The sequence below is a fragment of the Streptomyces sp. NPDC046759 genome (assembly GCF_040645475.1).
Classification (GTDB): Bacteria; Actinomycetota; Actinomycetes; order Streptomycetales; family Streptomycetaceae; genus Streptomyces.
The window spans coordinates 264,015-281,573 of sequence record NZ_JBEYYJ010000007.1 but is presented as its reverse complement, the minus strand read 5'-3'; the positions used below and the strand labels follow the sequence as shown (position 1 = coordinate 281,573).

At 73.6% G+C, this 17,559-nt stretch carries 10 protein-coding genes; 3 read left to right on the top strand and 7 right to left on the bottom strand.

Annotation, left to right across the window (positions count from 1 at the left end):
* Positions 1 to 8 precede the first annotated feature (8 nt).
* Positions 9 to 1,535 carry a type VII secretion protein EccB gene (gene eccB, locus ABZ919_RS12825; protein ID WP_361246362.1) on the bottom strand — a complete coding sequence of 509 codons (1,527 nt, stop codon included), beginning with the start codon at positions 1,533 to 1,535 and terminating at the stop codon, positions 9 to 11.
* A 197-nt stretch (positions 1,536 to 1,732) separates the two neighbouring features.
* Between eccB and eccE the strand changes: the two genes are divergently transcribed.
* From eccE to ABZ919_RS12810, 3 genes are all read left to right on the top strand, one after another.
* Entirely contained in the window at positions 1,733 to 3,070 is a 1,338-nt protein-coding gene (gene eccE / locus ABZ919_RS12820; RefSeq protein ID WP_361246359.1) for a type VII secretion protein EccE, read from the top strand.
* Between the two features lie 17 nt (positions 3,071 to 3,087).
* Positions 3,088 to 3,858 carry a hypothetical protein gene (locus ABZ919_RS12815; RefSeq protein WP_361246356.1) on the top strand — a complete coding sequence of 257 codons (771 nt, stop codon included), beginning with the start codon at positions 3,088 to 3,090 and terminating at the stop codon, positions 3,856 to 3,858.
* 347 nt (positions 3,859 to 4,205) lie between these two features.
* Complete coding sequence (locus ABZ919_RS12810) at positions 4,206 to 7,454, top strand: SCO5717 family growth-regulating ATPase (protein WP_361246353.1); 3,249 nt, start codon at positions 4,206 to 4,208, stop codon at positions 7,452 to 7,454.
* A gap of 84 nt (positions 7,455 to 7,538) precedes the next feature.
* Here the strand turns inward: ABZ919_RS12810 and ABZ919_RS12805 are convergent, their stop codons facing one another.
* The 6 genes from ABZ919_RS12805 to infB form a co-directional block, all read right to left on the bottom strand.
* The gene (locus ABZ919_RS12805) at positions 7,539 to 8,486 is read right to left on the bottom strand and encodes a bifunctional riboflavin kinase/FAD synthetase (RefSeq protein WP_361246351.1); all 948 of its coding nucleotides are present in this window, start codon (positions 8,484 to 8,486) and stop codon (positions 7,539 to 7,541) included.
* Between the two features lie 140 nt (positions 8,487 to 8,626).
* Positions 8,627 to 12,052 carry a trypsin-like peptidase domain-containing protein gene (locus ABZ919_RS12800; RefSeq protein WP_361246430.1) on the bottom strand — a complete coding sequence of 1,142 codons (3,426 nt, stop codon included), beginning with the start codon at positions 12,050 to 12,052 and terminating at the stop codon, positions 8,627 to 8,629.
* A gap of 499 nt (positions 12,053 to 12,551) precedes the next feature.
* Complete coding sequence (gene truB / locus ABZ919_RS12795) at positions 12,552 to 13,457, bottom strand: tRNA pseudouridine(55) synthase TruB (RefSeq protein WP_361246348.1); 906 nt, start codon at positions 13,455 to 13,457, stop codon at positions 12,552 to 12,554.
* A complete protein-coding gene (gene rbfA / locus ABZ919_RS12790) occupies positions 13,454 to 13,915 on the bottom strand; it encodes a 30S ribosome-binding factor RbfA (RefSeq protein WP_361246345.1) in 462 nt (153 codons plus the stop codon). The genes truB and rbfA overlap by 4 nt, the downstream gene beginning before the upstream one ends.
* Before the next feature lie 58 nt (positions 13,916 to 13,973).
* Positions 13,974 to 14,267, bottom strand: a complete 294-nt coding sequence (locus ABZ919_RS12785; RefSeq protein ID WP_361246343.1) for a DUF503 domain-containing protein — start codon at positions 14,265 to 14,267, stop codon at positions 13,974 to 13,976.
* Positions 14,268 to 14,469: 202 nt separating this feature from the next.
* Positions 14,470 to 17,520, bottom strand: a complete 3,051-nt coding sequence (gene infB, locus ABZ919_RS12780; protein ID WP_361246341.1) for a translation initiation factor IF-2 — start codon at positions 17,518 to 17,520, stop codon at positions 14,470 to 14,472.
* Positions 17,521 to 17,559 lie beyond the last annotated feature (39 nt).

Genomic DNA, 17,559 nt, shown 5'->3' with positions numbered 1-17,559 from the left:
AGTGCTCCTCACGAACCCTGCGGCTGACGCGCGGCCGCCGTCGACAGGCGCGGGCCCGTCGGCAGGAACTCCGACCAGGCGGCGGGGATGGGCGCCGGGTTCACGCCCGCGTAGCCGAGGCGGGTCTGGGCCAGCTTGGCTTCCTGCTGGAGTTCGCTGCGCTGCTTGGGCGTGATGCCGATGCCCTTGTCGTCGGTGGCGCTGTCGTCATTGGACTGCAGTGCGTAGCGCAGGCCGGTGTCGGTGACCAGGAAGAGCGAGCCGTCCTTGGTCGCGGTGCCCTGGAACTGACGGTAGAGCTGGCCGGAGCCGGCGGTGACGTAGGCGCTGGAGGATCCGGTGGGCAGGACCGCCGGGAAGTCCTTGCCCGCCCAGGTGGTCAGCGTGGTGTTCCCGTTGTCGGGGTCGACGCGGTCCAGGACGTTGCAGATGGTGTTGCGGCTGCCGTCGGCGGTGGAGGCGTCGTTGACCGCACTGGGCTTCTGCGTCGGCCACTTGTACTCGGACGCGAAGGGCGTGCCCCGGGTGATGGCGCCCGCACTGACTTCCTGGGCGTGTCCGGCCTGGCCGAGCTTGACGAGGTTCCTGCTGGTCAGCAGCAGCTGGGCAACGAAGTCCGTGATGGGGGCGACCCGGCCGGGCAGCACCACGAAATACTGCTCGTGGCCGTTGACCGGCGCCCTGAGGACCATACCGACCTTGTCGGCGCCGCCCAGCTCGCCGGGTGCGTTCGCGCCGGCACCCGGGACGCCGTTGATCGACGGGAAGCTGATCCGGTCGCCCTGGTGCAGGGTGTCGATCCACGCCTGGGTCACCTGCTGCGGTTTGCGGTCCGCGCCCACGAGGGTCTGCAGCAGGAGGGGGTCCGAGGAGTCCACCGGGTACGCCGTGCCCTGCCCGTCCACCACATACCGCTTCTTGTCCGTCGGAGTGGTGACGTAGAGCAGTTCGCCGCCCTGCAGCCTCTGCGGCCCCCCGGTCAGCCTCTGGTCGCGTTCGGCCAGCACGAAGGCGGCCTTCTGGATGGAACTGCCGCTGCCGCTCGGGCGTTCGCAGACGGCCCACTCCTTGGCCGTACCGGCTTCCTTGTCGGAGGGCAGCCGGTCGGGGGCGTAGGGGATGCCGATGGTGACGCCGTGCGGGATCTTGCCGTTGTCGAGGATCGACTCGTCCACCGTGACGACGTTGACGTCGCTCTGGCTGTTGAGGACGAGCTTGGCGGACGCCATGTTGAGGACGGGGTGGAGCTGCACCCTGCCTTTCGTCTCCAGAACGACGTACCGCGTGGTGGACTTGCTGGCGATGATCACGTTCTGGCCGGGCTTGTCCCAGCCCTGCGGGGCCGTCGGCTTGAACATGCCCCAGGCGCCGAAGGCGGCGAGGACGACGGCGCCGACGACGGCGCCGGGCAGGATGGCGCGCAGCGGCCGCGGCGCCCCCTCGTCGGAGGCATCCGGTGACGACTGCACGAACGACGCGAGCATGCGGCGCTTCGCGAAGGTGTAGGCGTTGAGTTGGTCCCGCCGAGATGCCATCTGTGCCTTTTTCTCCCCGTGACTCACGCGGAGCGCGCCCGGGGACCACGCTCCCCCGCCCTCCGTTGTCGGACCCGGCCCCTACTATGCCTGTTACGGAGCAGGTCTCGTGGAGCGGGTAGGGTACCTGGGCCCTCAAAGGCCTTGTTCAGTGGCCTGGTTCCAGCGAGTTGTGAGCAAATCGGGGGGATGTCGTAATGGCTTCCGGAACGCGGACGCGAGCGCGCGGTCGATCGGCGGCACGAGGCCGCACGGCTGCGTCCGCGGCGCCGGCAGGCGGGTCGTCCGCCCAACACGGCACGGCGGGACAGCCGGTCACCTTCAGCCTCAGGCCCCGGCCGGGCCGGGCCGGTTCATTCCGTCTGCAACGGCTCGTGCTGGTGGAGTTGGCGGTCGCCTCGCTCGTCGTCGGGTTCGCCCTCGGGATGGGGGCCCTCGTGCCCGCCGCAGTCGTGGCCCTGGCGCTGATCCTGCTGGCCTTCGTACGACGGCGGGGCAGGTCGCTGCCCGAGTGGCTCGCCACCGCACGGGAGTTGCGGGCACGCCAGAAGCGGGCCGCCGGCACACCGATATCACCGGGTACGGAGCCGGGGCTGGTTCCTGCCGTGGAGTGCGATCCCGCCCTGCGTACGTACTCCCACGGGCCGCGTGACCGGCGTCCGGTCGGAATCGTCGGGGACGGCACCTTCGTCACGGCCGTACTGCAGGTGGAGGCCGACTCGACCGCGCTGCGGGCCGAGCGGAGCCGGCAGCCGCTGCCGGTCGCCCTGGTGCGGGACGCACTCGAGGTGGACGGGATCCGGCTGGAATCGGCCCAGATCGTGCTGCACACCCAGCCGGCGCCCGCGCTGCACCTGCCCCAGCAGTCCGTCGCCGTTTCCAACTACCTTCCGCTGCAGGAGCAGACGGGCGCTCCGGCGGTGCGTATCACCTGGATCGCGCTGAAGCTGGACCCTGAGCTGTGCGCGGAGGCCGTGGCCGCGCGCGGCGGTGGACTGCTCGGTGCGCAGAAGTGCGTCGCGCGGACCGTGGACCATCTCGCGAGCCGGCTGACCGGCGCCGGGTTCCGGGCGCGCGTGCTCGACGAGGAGGAGCTGATCGCCGCGCTCGCCACCTCGGCCTGCGCCAATCCGCTGGTCACCGCCGAGGCGGGGCGCAGCGAGACCCGCGAGCGGCGCACGGAGGAGTCCGGGCGCAGCTGGCGCTGCGACAACCGGCGGCACACGACGTACTGGGTCAGGCGCTGGCCCCAACTCGGCGGCGGCCGGGGCGAGTCGCTGCCACAGTTCGTCGCCCGGGTCACGGCGATACCGGCCCTGGCGACCACCTTCAGCCTCACCCTCACGCAGGGCGAGCAGCAGGAAGTGATCCTGTCCGCGCATCTGCGGGTGACCGGACGCAGCGATGACGAACTCGTCGCGGCACGACGGGCGCTGGAGAGCGCCGCCCGGCAGGCGGGGGCCGGTCTGGCCCGCCTCGATCGGGAACAACTGCCCGGCATGCTGGCCACACTGCCCCTCGGAGGCGCGCGGTGACGACGACGATCCCCCCGATGTCCTCGATGCCCTCGGCGCCGGGCACGGAGGCGCCGGCGCCGTCCGGTCCGCGCCGGGCGGTGGAACTGCTCCGACACGGACTGGGCCTGATCGGTCCCCGGCACGGCCGGCACGGGCTGACCGCGCAGCACCTGGACGCGCTCGCCCTGCCGATCGGGGACGACGGCGTGGTGGCGGGTGTCGACGCCGAGGGCCAGCCGGCCGTGCTGGGCATCAACCGCCCGACGCCGTACGACATCGTGCTGATCGGCGGTCTGTGGACCGCGCAGGTGCTGGCGTTGCGGTCTGCGGCCACCGGTGCCCGGGTCGCGGTCGAGACCGGCCGGCCGCAGGCCTGGATGCAGATGGTGCATGCCATGGGCGGTGGGCAGAACGGACTGTCCGTGTTCGACGTCGGCCGTGTGCCGCCGCAGGGTGCGTCCGCCGGCACGCCGGTGCTGGTGGTGCGGGACTGCGGTATGCGGCCGCCCCGCGGACGCGTGGTGTCCGGGCCCTGGCAGTCGGTGCTGACCCTGCTGCCGTATCTCAGCCCCGTCGCGCCCCGGCTGTTGCGCCAGGCCCGGCTCTCCGGCATCCAGCGGGTGTCCCCGGACGAGGCCGCCGAACTCGGCCGCACCATGGGCCTCACGCGGACGGAGGTGGAGTCGCTGCCGACGCTGCCCGACGGCGTCACTCTGTGGTGCACGGACCGTGACCGGCAGTACGTGTTGACCCAACCCACCGACGCCGAGATCGGATTGTTGGGCACACCGCGCCGGATGGACTGAACTTCCCTTCCGCATCACTTTTGTTCAGGTATCCGCCTTCCCGGTTCGTCACGTGCCTGCTGATTGATCCCCAATTCCCCCGGCGAACCATGGGGTCTGCGGGGCGGTTCGGGGCGCGCTGTGAACGGGCGGACACGTACTCATGGCCGGGCGGGCCTGCCGAGGAACGGCTCGTGGTGATTAGGCTGGGAGCGGGCGCGATGACACGACCCGTTGACCGGGCGATCGGTGTCCCAGGGGGAGGACCGCCGACTCGGGCTACCCCGAACAACTACGGACGACTCGGAACGACACGACATGGTCGCCCCGGCACGGCATGAGGGTGTTCGACCACACCAGGAGGAACTGTGAACAGCGATCGGGACGGGATCCGCGGGGGCTGGGACACACCCGACGACGACCAGACCGACGCGGAGTCCGCCATCGAGATGACGGGCGAGTTCACCATCGACTACGCGCCGCCCGCCTGGTACACGCAGAACGCGCCGGGTCCGTCCGGCGCGCCCTCCTCGGCCCCGATGCCCCCGCCGGCGCACGCCGCGCCCTACACCGCGCCCCCGGCGGCCCAGGGCGCCCCCTTCGCCCCGCCCGCCCCGCCCGCGCCACCCATCGGCGATCCCGCACCGCCCGTCGGGAGTCCCGTGCCGATGCCCCGCCTGCCGGAGGGATTCGAGCCGCAGCAGCCGCACGCCGCGCACCAGACACCTCCACAGCAGACACCCGAACGGCAGGCACCCGCACAGCAGGCGCAGCCGGAGGCGCCTGCCGGTGCGGTCGAGCCGGGGACGGACAACGGGGACCTGGAGAGCGGGGCCACCATGCGGTTCTCCGCCGTGGCCCTGAAGCGCGAGATGGCCGAGATCGCCGAGCGCGCGGCCGCCGCCGGGCAGCAGACCGGTTCCGGCGACGAGGGCTCCGCGGAGGACACGGCCGCAGGCCCGGCCGATACCGGGTCCGACGTGCCGGAGAAGTCCGCGCCCGAGAAGTCCGCTCCGGAGCGTGTCGCGCAAGGTGCCGAGGAACCGCCGGACGACAGGCCCGCGGACGGGATCGCCGCCGAGGACGGCCCCGGGCACGAGACCGCCGCCGAGGCCGACGCGGTCGAGGACGAGAACGAGCCTCTGGCCGGAGACACGGCCGAGGACACGGCCGAGGGCAACGCTGGTGCCGAGGCCGGGGGCTCGGCCGGTGCTCCCGAGGACTCTCCCGAGAACACCACGTCCGGCGACGTCACGTCCGACGCGGCCACACCGGACACGGCCGCTCCGGACGCCTCGGGATCCGCGGACGCCGCGCCGCGGGACGCAGTGCCGCAGGACGCCCCGCCGCAGGACGCCGCCACCCCGGACGGCACGCCTCAGCCCGGCGCACCGGACCACGGCAACCGGGCGGACGGCACTTCAGGGACCGGCGCGCCCCAGGCCGCCGTGCCGCCCGCGCCTGCCCAGGACGCCCCGCCCGCCGTGCCCGCCTGGGCGCCTCCGCCCGCGCCGCAGAGCGGGGTCCCCCCGCTGCCGCCCTCCTACCAGCCCGCCGCGCCCGCTCCGGCGACCCAGTGGCCCTGGCAGCCGAACGCGTCGCAGCAGCAGCCCGGCCCGATGCCCGGTCCCCTGCCCGATCAGCCGCAGCCGACGGCCGCGCAGGTGCCCGGCGGTGCGCCCGGCCAGCAACCCCCGTTCCAGCCGCAGGCCCCGCAGCCCGCGCCCGCCGCCTGGGACCAGCCCCACCAGCCGCACCAGGCCGGCCACCCCGGCGCACCCACCGCACCGCAGCCCGGTCAGCCGCACGCAGCCGGGCAGCCGGCCGCGGGCCCCGGACCCCACCCGAACCCCGCAGGACCGGGACTGCAGCCGAACCCGGCGGGCCGCGGCACGTCGGGCGGCTACGGCTTCCCGCAGCCGCCCGTACCCCAGCCGAACCCCAACGCACCCACCGGGCCCGGCGGTTACGGCTTTCCGCCGCCCGGCGATCCCAACGCCCCGCAGCAATCCGGGGGTTACGGTTTCCCCCAGCCGCCCCTACCCCAGGCCCAGCCCCAGCCCAACGCCCAGCGGCAGCCCGGCGGTTACGGCTTCCCGCAGCCGCCGCAGGGGCCGGAGGGTGGCCCGGCGGCCGACGGAACCCAAGCACCTCAGGCACCTCAGCCTCCGCAGGCGGCACCTCAGGCACCTCAGCCTCCGCAGGCGGCACCTCAGGCCCCGCAGCCTCCGGTGGATCCGCGGTCCGGCGCCGGGTGGCCGCAGCCCATCCAGCACGACCAGCGGCAGCCCACCAACCCCGGTGCCGCGCCACTCGGTTACACGGCCGCCGTCGAGCTGTCCTCGGACCGGCTGCTCAACAACAGGAAGCAGAAGGCGAAGAGCGGGCGACCCGCGGCGGCGGGCGGCCGGTTCAAGCTCGGCGGCAAGAAGGAGGAGGCCGAGCGGCAGCGGAAGCTGGAGCTGATCCGCACACCGGTGCTCTCCTGCTACCGGATCGCGGTCATCAGCCTCAAGGGCGGCGTCGGCAAGACGACCACGACCACCGCGCTGGGCTCCACCCTCGCCACCGAGCGGCAGGACAAGATCCTCGCGATCGACGCGAACCCGGACGCCGGTACGCTCGGCCGGCGGGTGCGCCGGGAGACCGGGGCGACCATCCGTGACCTCGTCCAGGCGATCCCGTACCTGAACTCCTACATGGACATCCGGCGGTTCACCTCGCAGGCGTCCTCCGGTCTGGAGATCATCGCCAACGACGTGGACCCGGCCGTCTCGACCACGTTCAACGACGAGGACTACCGGCGCGCGATCGACGTGCTCGGCCGGCAGTACCCGGTCATCCTGACCGACTCCGGCACGGGTCTGCTGTACAGCGCCATGCGCGGGGTGCTCGACCTCGCCGACCAGCTGATCATCATCTCCACCCCGTCCGTGGACGGCGCGAGCAGCGCCAGTACGACGCTGGACTGGCTGGGCGCGCACGGGTACGCGGACCTGGTCTCCCGCTCGCTCACCGTGATCTCCGGTGTCCGCGAGACCGGCAAGATGATCAAGGTCGAGGACATCGTGGCGCACTTCGAGACGCGCACCCGCGCGGTCGTGGTCGTGCCCTTCGACGAACATCTGGCCGCCGGTGCCGAGGTCGACCTCGACATGATGCGCCCGAAGACGCGGGAGGCGTACTTCAACCTCGCCGCGCTCGTCGCCGAGGACTTCGTGCGGCACCAGCAGGCGCACGGCCTGTGGACCAGCGACGGCAACCCGCCGCCGGTGGCCGCCCCGCCGATGCCCGGCCAGCCATACCCCCAGGCACCCGGCCAGGAGCTGTACACCGGGCCGCCGCAGCCCTACCCGCCCCAGCCGGGCCAGCAGCCCTACCCGCAGGCAGCCCCAGGCCAGCAGCCCTACCCGCAGGCAGCCCCAGGCCAGCAGCCCTACCCGCAGGCAGCTCCGGGCCGGCAGCCCTACCCGCCGCAGCAGGGCCAGCCGCCCCAGCAGCAGCCCGGCCAGCCGTACGGCTACGGCTACCCGCAGCCCCCGCACGGACAGCAGTCCCCGCAGGGACAGGCACAGCAGCCGCCGCAGGGACAGCAGCCCCCGCCGCAGCAGCAGTAGCAGCACATGAAAGGGCGGCCGGTGCTCATGGCACCGGCCGCCCTTTCATGTCGTAAGGCCATGGCAGACGATGGCCGGGCAGTGCTACTCCTGCGCCGCCACGATCTCCCGGCAGCGCTTCACATCCGCGGCCATCTGCTCCAGCAGGGCCTCGAGGGAGTCGAACTTCGCCTGCCCGCGCACGTAGGCCAGGAAGTCGACGGCGACGTGCAGGCCGTACAGGTCGAGGCCGACGCGGTCGATGGCGTACGCCTCCACCGTGCGCTCGGTGCCGTCGAACTGCGGGTTCGTGCCGACGGAGATCGCGGCCGGCATGGCCTCGCCCTGAGCGTGCAGATAACCGGCGTAGACACCGTCGGCGGGAATGGCGGTGTGCGGGAGCGTCTCGACGTTGGCCGTCGGGAAGCCCAGTTCGCGGCCCCGCTGGGCACCGCGGACGACCACGCCCTCCACGCGGTGCGGGCGGCCCAGGATCTCGCGGGCGCCCTCGAGGTCGCCCTCGGCGACCAGACGGCGGGTCAGGGTGGAGGAGAACGGCTGCCCGCCGCCCGCCTCGCCGGTGACGTACAGGTCGACGACCTCGACCTCGAAGTCGTAGACCTTGCCCTGTTCGGTGAGGAACTCGACGTTGCCGGCGGCCTTGTGGCCGAAGCGGAAGTTCGGGCCCTCCACGACCGCCTTCGCGTGCAGCTTGTCCACCAGGACCTTCACCACGAAGTCTGCCGGCGACAGCTTGGAGAACTCGGTGGTGAAGGGGAGGATCAGGACCGCGTCCACGCCCAGGTCCGCCATCAGCTCGGCGCGGCGGTGGTGCGGGGCGAGCAGCGGCGGATGGCTGCCGGGGCGGACGACCTCGCTGGGGTGCGGGTCGAAGGTGACGACGACCGCCGGGACGCCCAGCTCGCGGGCGCGGTCGACGGCGTGCTTGATGATCAGCTGGTGGCCGCGGTGGACGCCGTCGTAGGAACCGATGGTGACGACGCTGCGCCCCCAGTCCTCGGGGATGTCCTCCAAGCCACGCCAGCGCTGCACTGTGACCGCTCCTCGAACCCGTGTCCGTGTCTACCTTGACCTCTGTGCAGGTCTAAGGGTGCCATGCCGGGTGCCCCGGGCCCGCATCGGTATCGACGCTGTGACCGGGCGCACGTTCGCGGCAACCCTGTTGGCACTGGTCACGCCGGTACGCGTACGGCGGCGGCCAGGTTCTCGAGGGTGCGGCGGGTGCTGGGGCCCACCACGGCGGCCCACTCCTCCGGGGTGGCGGCCAGCCAGGCGGCCACCCGTGCGGCGAAGCCGGGCACGTGCCTGCCCAGGTCCACCAGTCCGCGGTCGAAGCGGGTGGCGCCCTCGGGGGTGCGCACGAGGAGCAGACCGGTGCGGTGGACGAGCCCGCGGACCTCCTCCTCCCGGCCGTCGCCGTGCTCGGCGGCCGCGTGCAGGACGGCGTCCAGCACGGACGGTTCCTGTTCCCGGACGAGCAGCAGTTCCAGGAGCTCGCGGCGCAGCGGGCGGGAGGCGGGGGTGCCGGCGGCGGCGAGAACGGTGGCGAGGGCGGCGCGGAGCGGTTCGGGGGCGTCGTCGAGCAGACCGGTGACCAGGGGCAGCAGGACCGGACGAGTGGTGGGGCCCTGCGCGAGGCGGCGGTCGATGTGGGCGGCGATGTGCCCGGCCGCCTGGAGGTGTGTCCGCGCCGCCTCCTGGAGCAGGACCGCGACGCGGCGGGCCAGGGCCGGGGTGGTGACGTCGGTGAGCGTGCGCAGCGCCTCGCCGGGGTCCGGGCCGCGCAGCCGGGCGCGGAAGGCCTCGAGAACCGGTTCGGGGTGTGTGGCCAGGGCGGGGGCCAGGGCGCTGGGCGGGAACTGCGCATCGCCGTCGGCGAAGTGCCGCAGGGCCGCGGTGAGGTGCCGGTCGCGGGTGCGCGGGTCGTGGACCAGCAGGGCGAGGGCGCCGCCGTGCAGGGAGCGGTCGGCGGGGCGGGCGAGCAGGGTGAGGGCGGCGTAGCGCAGCAGTTCGCGATCGGCGTCCGAGCGGGCGTGCGGCGCCGCGCGCAGGCCGTGGGTCACGACCGCGGCCCGGCGGGCGGGGCGCTCGTCGTGCGCCCAGCGGTCGACGGCCCGGCAGACGGCCGACGGCTCGTCCTCGGCGAGGGTGGCGAGCAGTTCGTCGGCGCGCCGGTGCGGGCTTCGCACCAGGATCTCGGTCAGCTCGTCCAGCGCGCCGTGCCGGTGGGTGTGCAGCAGCGCCTGGGCGGCGGTCGCGACGGTGGCGTGCGGGGTGGCGGGCAGCGGCCGTTCGTCGTCGAACCAGCGTGTCAGCGCCGGCTGGACTACGGCGGGCGCTGCGCAGAGCAGCCGGGCTGCGGCGTCGAGGTAGCGTCCGCCGGCCTCCGGTGGCGTCCGGTCGGCCAGCACGAGCCGGCGCAGCAGGTCGAGCCGTTCGGCAAGGCCGGCCGGCAGCTCGGCCCAGAAGGCGGGACCGAACTCGGTGGGCACGGGCCGCCCTGCGCGGCGCCAGGCGACGATCCGCTCGGCGAGCAGCCTCAGCACGTCGGTGTACGGCGTCGCGTCCGGGACCTGGAGGAGGGTGCGGGCGAGCAGCCGGGCGGCCCACCAGGAGTCCGGGTCGCGGTCCAGGGCGTCCGTCAAGTCCCGTAGCCGAGCGGCGAGCTGGCGGTCTCCGTGCTGCCTGGCGAGGAGCAGCAGGGCCTGGACAACGGGGCCGACGCGATGGTGCGGCACCGGCACCGGGACGGGTTCGCGCGGGGCGCGGGGTCGGTGGACCAGGGCGTGCAGGGCCTCGTCGAGGTCGAGGTGCGTGCCCTGGATCCAGTCGGCCAGCTCCTCGTGGGCGAAGCGGTAGCCCCGGCCGGCCGGGACGAGCAGGCCTTCGGCCAGGACGGCGGACGCCCACCCGGTGCCGCCGCCGAGCCGGGCCGGGGCGGGCCCCCAGGGAAACACGGCCTCGAAGGAGGCGCGGTCCAGCTCGCCCTGCCCGGGGCCGAGGCTGCGCCGGGCGGCTTCGTGCACCTGCCCGGCCACGCGTGCGGCGAGCCGGCGTACGGCGGTGCCGCGCAGACCGTTCTCGGCGGCGAGCCGGACGGCGACGCGCAGGCACATCAGGTCCAGGTGCGCGGCGAACACCTCGTGCCGGTCCACCGGCCCGGCGACGGGTGCGTCCGGGGCGGCGGCCCGCACTTCGGAGAGCAGCCGGAGGGTGAGCGGGTGCCGGGCGTCACCGTCGGCGAGGAGGCCGTCCGGGAGCTGGTGGCGGGCGCGGACGAGGCGGGCCTCGTCCTCCGTCAGGTCGGACAGCTGCAGGCAGGGTGGGAGGGACGCCGGGGGCTCGTCGGGGAGGGCGGCGGGGGCGGCGGGGACCGCAGACGCGGCCGGAGCTGCCGGGACCGCCGGAGCGTGCAGCAGGTCGGCGGGGAATTCCGCCCCCGCCCGTTCCCAGTACTCCTCCCGGCAGGCCACCACCAGGCGTGCCCCGGTCGTACGCAGCCAGGCGGCCGTCTCCCTGGTCCACTCGGGGAGGCGGTGGGCGAGCACGGGCGGCATCTCCTCGGGGCCGTCGAGGAGGAGCAGCAGCGGGCGGCCGGCCCGGGCGGCGTGGTGCGCCAGGGTTTCGGGGGTGAGGCCGCCGAGGCATTCGGGGCCGCCGGACCGGGCGGCGGCGACGATCCGGGCGGCCCGTTCCAGGGTGCGGCGGGCCGCGTCGGCCACGGAGTCGTCGGCGTCCTCCAGGTCGGCGCCGCGCAGCCACAGCGTCGGGGCGGGCCGCTCCCCGCGGGCCCGGCGGGCGGCGAAGGCCGCGAGCGCCGTCGTACGGCCGCTTCCCGGGGCGCCGACGAGTCCGAGCACGGCCCGGTCGCCGTCCGTGAATGCGGCCAACTCCCGTGTGACGCCGGTGCGTTCGACCGGTTCTACGGCGCCGGCGAGGAAGCCCTGCGGGCCGTCCTGGCCGACCGAGGTGGCGGCCAGCTCCAGCATGCCGGCCAGGTTGAGGTCGGCGCCGTAGGCCGGCACGGTGGCCGCGTTGCGGGCGAGCAGCTCGGCGAGGGGGTCGCCGGCGGGCCGCAGCGGCACCGCGAAGCCCGTGTCGCGCTGTGCGGAGTGCAGGGCGGTGCCGAGCACGCCGAGGACCGCGCCGGTCTCCGCGTCGAGCACCGGTCCCCCGGCCGCACCGCCGCCCAGCCGCAGCGCGTCCCGGCCCGCGGTGCCGATGGCCAGCTCCAGTGCGTCCTGGATCAGGTGGAAGCGGTCGGTGGCGGTGTAGGTCGCCTCGGTGGCGGCCAGCACCCTGGCCTCCCGCCAGCAGCCCGCGGGGATGCGTACGTAGGTGCCGGCGTCGATCCGCTCCCGCACGGTCAGCGGCAGCGGGTCGAGCCCCAGGCCCTCGGTGCGGACCAGGGCCAGGTCGCGGTCGGGCAGCGGGGTGACGGCGTCGGCGGCGACCACGCAGGTCAGATCGCCGCCCGCGGTGTGCAGCACCAGCCGGGGCAGGCCGTCGACGGCTTCGTGGCTGGTGAGCAGGGTGCCGTGGTGATCGACGAGGAAGCCGACGCCTCGGGGGCGGCCGGCGAGGTCGCAGATCTGCACGAGGGCGGGGTGTTCGGACCGGGAGTCGTCGTGGGGGGTGTCGGCGGCGGCTCGCGAGGCGTGGCGGCCCCTCCCGCCGCCGGTCCGGCCGCCGTCGTCGGTGACACCGGTGGTGCTCCGGGCCTGGCCGACACCAAAGGCGTCCGTCGTGCTCCGGGGCCGGCCGACACCGGAGGTGCCTGTCGTGTAACCGGTGCTGGTGATGCTGTCGGTGCCGCCGGTGCGCGGGCCCCGTCCCGCCATGCCGTACCTCCCCGTCCGAACCACGTGCCCTGTCTCCCGACGGTAGGCGCGTGATGATCGGCGGGACAGATCGCGTGGCGAACGCGCCCCCTTCCGCTCCCCTGGTTCACTCCGAGCGCCTGCCCGGACGGGTGAATAGGCGGAAGACCTTGGACAACCCTAGAGAGGGGGGAACCGAGGGGGGACCGTGGAGCGGCGGCAGGGGCCCACCCCGTGGCCGGCCGCCGCTCCACGGGCGTCGCCCGCGGCAGGTGTCTCAGCCGAAGACGGCCAGGCTCTTGGCCTTGCCCTTGTGCTGCTCGACCAGTGCGAGGAAACCGCCCTCGGGGTCGAAGACCGCGACGGGACCAGCGCCCGCGTACTCGTCGGGCATCTCCAGCCGGACGCCGTTCAGCAGCAGCCGGGCGCGCCGGGCGTCGACCTGCCAGCGCGGGAACGCGGCCCCGGCGGCCTCGGCGATCGGCATCACGGTCAGCTCCTTCTGGAGCTCGTCCAGCGTCTTCGCCGTGTCGATCTTGTACGGCCCGACGCGCGTCCGGCGCAGAGCGGTGAGGTGGCCGCCGACGCCGAGGTCGGCGCCCAGGTCCCGGGCGAGGGCGCGGATGTAGGTGCCGGAGGAGCAGACGACGGAGACGACCAGGTCGAGGACCGGGGTGCCGTCGTCGGCCACGGCGGCCCGGACGTCGTACACCGTGAAGGAGGAGACCGTCACCGGACGGGCGGGGATGTCGAAGTCCTCGCCCTCGCGGGCCCGCTTGTACGACCGTACGCCGTTGATCTTGATGGCGCTGACCTTGGACGGCACCTGCATGATGTCGCCGGTCAGCTTGGCGATGCCGGCGTCGACGGCGTCCCGGGTCACTCCGGACGCGTCGGTGGACGAGGTGATCTCGCCCTCGGCGTCGTCGGTGACGCTGTCCTGGCCCAGGCGGACGGTGCCCAGGTACTCCTTCTCCGTCAGGGCGAGGTGCCCGAGGAGCTTGGTGGCGCGCTCGACGCCGAGGACCAGGACGCCGGTCGCCATCGGGTCGAGGGTTCCCGCGTGGCCGACGCGGCGGGTCCTGGCGATCCCGCGCATCTTGGCGACCACGTCGTGCGAAGTGAAGCCCGACGGCTTGTCGACGATGACGAGGCCGTCGGGCGTGGTGTGCTTCTGGGTCATTCCGCGGCGTCGCCGTCCGGCTCGATCGCCTCGTCGTCCGCCGGCTTGCGGTAGGGGTCCGCGCCGCCCGCGTAGCTGGCGCCCGCGGAGGCCTCGCGGACCGCGGCGTCGGACTGCCGGGCCTTGTCGAGGAGGTCCTCGATGGTCCGGGCGGTGTCCGGCAGGGCGTCCGCGACGAAGGTCAGGGTCGGCGTGAACTTCACACCGGCCGCGCGGCCGACCTCGGAGCGCAGGATGCCCTTGGCGCTCTCCAGGCCCGCAGCCGCGGCCTTCCGCTCCTCGTCGTCGCCGTAGACCGTGTAGAAGACGGTCGCCTCCCGCAGGTCACCCGTGACCCGGGTGTCCGTGATGGTGACGTGCGAGCCGAGCCGCGGGTCCTTGATCCCGCGCTGCAGCTTCTGGGCCACCACCTCCCGGATGAGGTCCGCCAGCCTTTTCGCCCGCGCGTTGTCGGCCACTGGTCCGTCTCCCGTTCTTTCTTCTTCTTGCGTTCTGTGGTCTGGTCGCCGGTCGTCCTCAGTCGTCTTCACCGTGGAAGCACCGTCGTACGGACAGCAGCTCCACCTCTGGGCGGGCGGCGACCAGCCGTTCGCACCGGTCCAGTACGTCGGTGAGGTGCGCCGCGTCGCCGGAGACCATGGCGAGGCCGATGACCGCTCGCCGGTGGAGGTCCATGTGGTCCACCTCGGCCGCGCTCACCGCGTACTTGCGCTGGAGTTCGGCGACGATCGGGCGGACGACGGAGCGCTTTTCCTTCAGCGAGTGGACGTCGCCGAGGAGAAGGTCGAAGGACAGAGTCCCCACGTACATGTTGTGTGCCGGGTTACCCGCCGGTACGGGATCGATGGCCCCGGGTCGGTGTGGCCGGGGACATCAAGAACGGTACCGCGTACCCGCCGGTGGCTCGACAGGGTTTCGGTGCCGGGGGGCGCCGCCCGGGAGCGGAACCCCCGGGAACGGCGCGCTGGCCGACAGGACCGCAGTCCCGCCGGCCAGCAGCGAACCGTCGGCGTTACGCCCGCGGCTTCTCCCGCATCTCGTACGTCGCGATGACGTCGTCGACCTTGATGTCGTTGAAGTTTCCGAGGTTGATACCACCCTCGTAGCCTTCGCGGATCTCGGTGACGTCGTCCTTGAAGCGACGCAGACCCTCGATGTTGAGGTTCTCGGCGATGACCTTGCCGTCGCGGACGAGGCGCGCCTTGGTGTTGCGCTTGACCTCGCCGGAGCGGATGAGGACACCGGCGATGTTGCCCAGCTTGGACGACTTGAAGACCTCGCGGATCTCCGCCGTACCCAGCTCGACCTCTTCGAACTCCGGCTTGAGCATGCCCTTGAGGGCCGCCTCGATCTCCTCGATCGCCTGGTAGATGACCGAGTAGTACCGGACGTCCACGCCCTCGCGCTCGGCCATCTGCGCCGCGCGGCCGGCCGCGCGGACGTTGAAGCCGATCACGATGGCGTCGGAGCCCATCGCCAGGTCGATGTCGGACTCCGTGACCGCACCGACGCCGCGGTGCAGGACGCGGATGTCGACCTCTTCGCCGACGTCCAGCTGGAGCAGGGAGGACTCGAGGGCCTCGACCGAACCAGAGGCGTCACCCTTGATGATCAGGTTCAGCTGCTGGACCTCGCCCGCCTTGAGTACCTTGTCCAGGTCCTCCAGGGACACGCGGCGCGTGCGCTTCGCGAAGGCCGCGTTGCGCTCACGGGCGGCACGCTTCTCGGCGATCTGACGGGCCGTACGGTCCTCGTCGACCACCAGGAAGTTGTCACCCGCACCCGGGACGTTGGTCAGGCCCAGGACCTGGACCGGCGTCGACGGGCCGGCCTCGGCGACGTTGTTGCCGTTGTCGTCGAGCATGGCGCGGACACGGCCGTAGGCGTCGCCCACCACCATCGTGTCGCCGACCCGCAGCGTGCCTCGCTGGACGAGGACCGTCGCCACGGCACCACGGCCGCGGTCGAGGCGGGACTCGATCGAGATGCCCTGCGCGTCCTGGGCCGGGTTGGCCCGCAGGTCGAGCGAGGCGTCGGCCGTGAGGATCACGGCCTCCAGCAGCGAGTCGATGTGCAGACCCTGCTTGGCGGAGATGTCGACGAACATGGTGTCGCCGCCGTACTCCTCGGCCACCAGGCCGTACTCGGTCAGCTGACCGCGCACCTTGGTCGGGTCGGCACCCTCCACGTCGATCTTGTTGACCGCGACCACGATCGGCACGTCGGCCGCCTTTGCGTGGTTGAGCGCCTCGACCGTCTGCGGCATGACGCCGTCGTTGGCCGCGACGACCAGGATCGCGATGTCGGTCGACTTCGCACCACGGGCACGCATGGCGGTGAACGCCTCGTGACCCGGGGTGTCGATGAAGGTGATCTTGCGCTCTTCGTCATTGACCTCGGTCGCGACCTGGTAGGCACCGATGTGCTGGGTGATGCCGCCGGCCTCGCCCGCGATGACGTTCGTCTTGCGGATCGCGTCGAGCAGTCGGGTCTTGCCGTGGTCGACGTGACCCATGACGGTGACGACCGGCGGACGGACCACCAGGTCCTCCTCGTCGCCCTCGTCCTCGCCGAACTCGATGTCGAAGGACTCGAGCAGCTCGCGGTCCTCCTCCTCGGGGCTGACGATCTGAACCTCGTAGTTCATCTCGCCCGCGAGGAGCTGCAGCGTCTCGTCGGAGACGGACTGCGTGGCCGTGACCATCTCGCCGAGGTTCATCATGACCGCGACGAGGGACGCCGGGTTGGCGTTGATCTTCTCCGCGAAGTCGGTGAGCGACGCGCCGCGGGAGAGACGGATGGTCTCGCCGTTGCCGCGCGGCAGCATCACGCCGCCGACGCTCGGGGCCTGCATGGCCTCGTACTCCTGGCGCCTCTGCCGCTTCGACTTGCGGCCACGACGCGCGGGACCACCGGGACGGCCGAAGGCACCCTGCGTGCCACCGCGGCCCCCGGGACCGCCGGGACGGCCACCGAAGCCGGGACGGCCACCGCCGCCACCGCCGGGACCACCGGGACGACCGGCGAAACCGCCGCCACCGCCACCGCCGGGACCACCGGGACGACCGGCGAAGCCGCCGCCACCACCGGGACCACCGGGACGACCGGCGAAGCCGCCGCCGGGACGACCGCCGCCACCGCCACCGGGACGACCGCCGCCACCGGGGCCACGGCCGCCGGGGCCACCGCCGCCCGGACGCGGGCCGGCAGCGGGACGCTGCGGCATCATGCCGGGGTTCGGACGCGGACCGGCCGGGCCGGGACGCGGACCGCCCTGCGGCCGGGGCATGCCGGCCGGGGACGGACGGGAACCGCCGGGAGCCTGCGGACGCGGACCGCCGCCCTGGGCGCCGGGCGCCTGCGGACGGGGAGCGCCGCCGGGGCCGCCGGGGCCGGGACGCGGGCCGCCCTGCGGGCGCGGGGCCTGCGGGCGGGCCATGCCGGTGGAGCCACCGGAGGTGAAGGGGTTGTTGCCCGGACGCGGGCCGGCCGGACGGGCACCCGGACGCGGGGCCTGGCCACCGGAACGCGGGGCACCCTGGCCCGGACGGGCCTGCCCCTGACCGGGAGCCGGACGGCCACCGGGCTTCGGGGCACCCTGACGGGCGCCGGGACGCGGACCCTGCGCGGCCGGGGCCTGCGGGGTCTGCGCGGCCGGAGCGGTGAACTCCGGGGCGGCCGGAGCCGGACGCGGCGCGGGCTTGGGACCCGGGACCGGACGCGGACCCGGAGCGGGCGCCGAGGGCACCGACGGGGCGGCCGGCTGCTCGGCAGCGGGCGCCGTCGCAGGCTTGGGGGCCACCGGCTTCGGGGCAGCAGGACGAGCCGCCTGCGCCGGGGAGGGCGCGGCGGGCCTGGGGGCGGCCTTGCGCGGGGCGGGCTTCCCGGCGGACTTGCCGTTGCCACCGCCCTGGAAGGCGTCGGTCAGCTTGCGTACTACGGGCGCTTCGATGGTCGAAGACGCCGAACGGACGAATTCACCGAGCTCCTGGAGCTTGGCCATGACGACCTTGCTCTCAACGCCGAACTCCTTGGCGAGTTCGTAGACCCGGACCTTAGCCACTTCGCTCCTTTGAGGTCCGGGTGAAGCCGGACCGTCGCT

Coding starts and splice junctions, on each gene's coding strand:
- eccB (WP_361246362.1), bottom strand. CDS start 1,535: ATGGCATCTCGGCGGGACCAACTCAACGCCTACACCTTCGCGAAGCGC.
- eccE (WP_361246359.1), top strand. CDS start 1,733: ATGGCTTCCGGAACGCGGACGCGAGCGCGCGGTCGATCGGCGGCACGA.
- ABZ919_RS12815 (WP_361246356.1), top strand. CDS start 3,088: ATGTCCTCGATGCCCTCGGCGCCGGGCACGGAGGCGCCGGCGCCGTCC.
- truB (WP_361246348.1), bottom strand. CDS start 13,457: ATGACCCAGAAGCACACCACGCCCGACGGCCTCGTCATCGTCGACAAG.
- ABZ919_RS12785 (WP_361246343.1), bottom strand. CDS start 14,267: ATGTACGTGGGGACTCTGTCCTTCGACCTTCTCCTCGGCGACGTCCAC.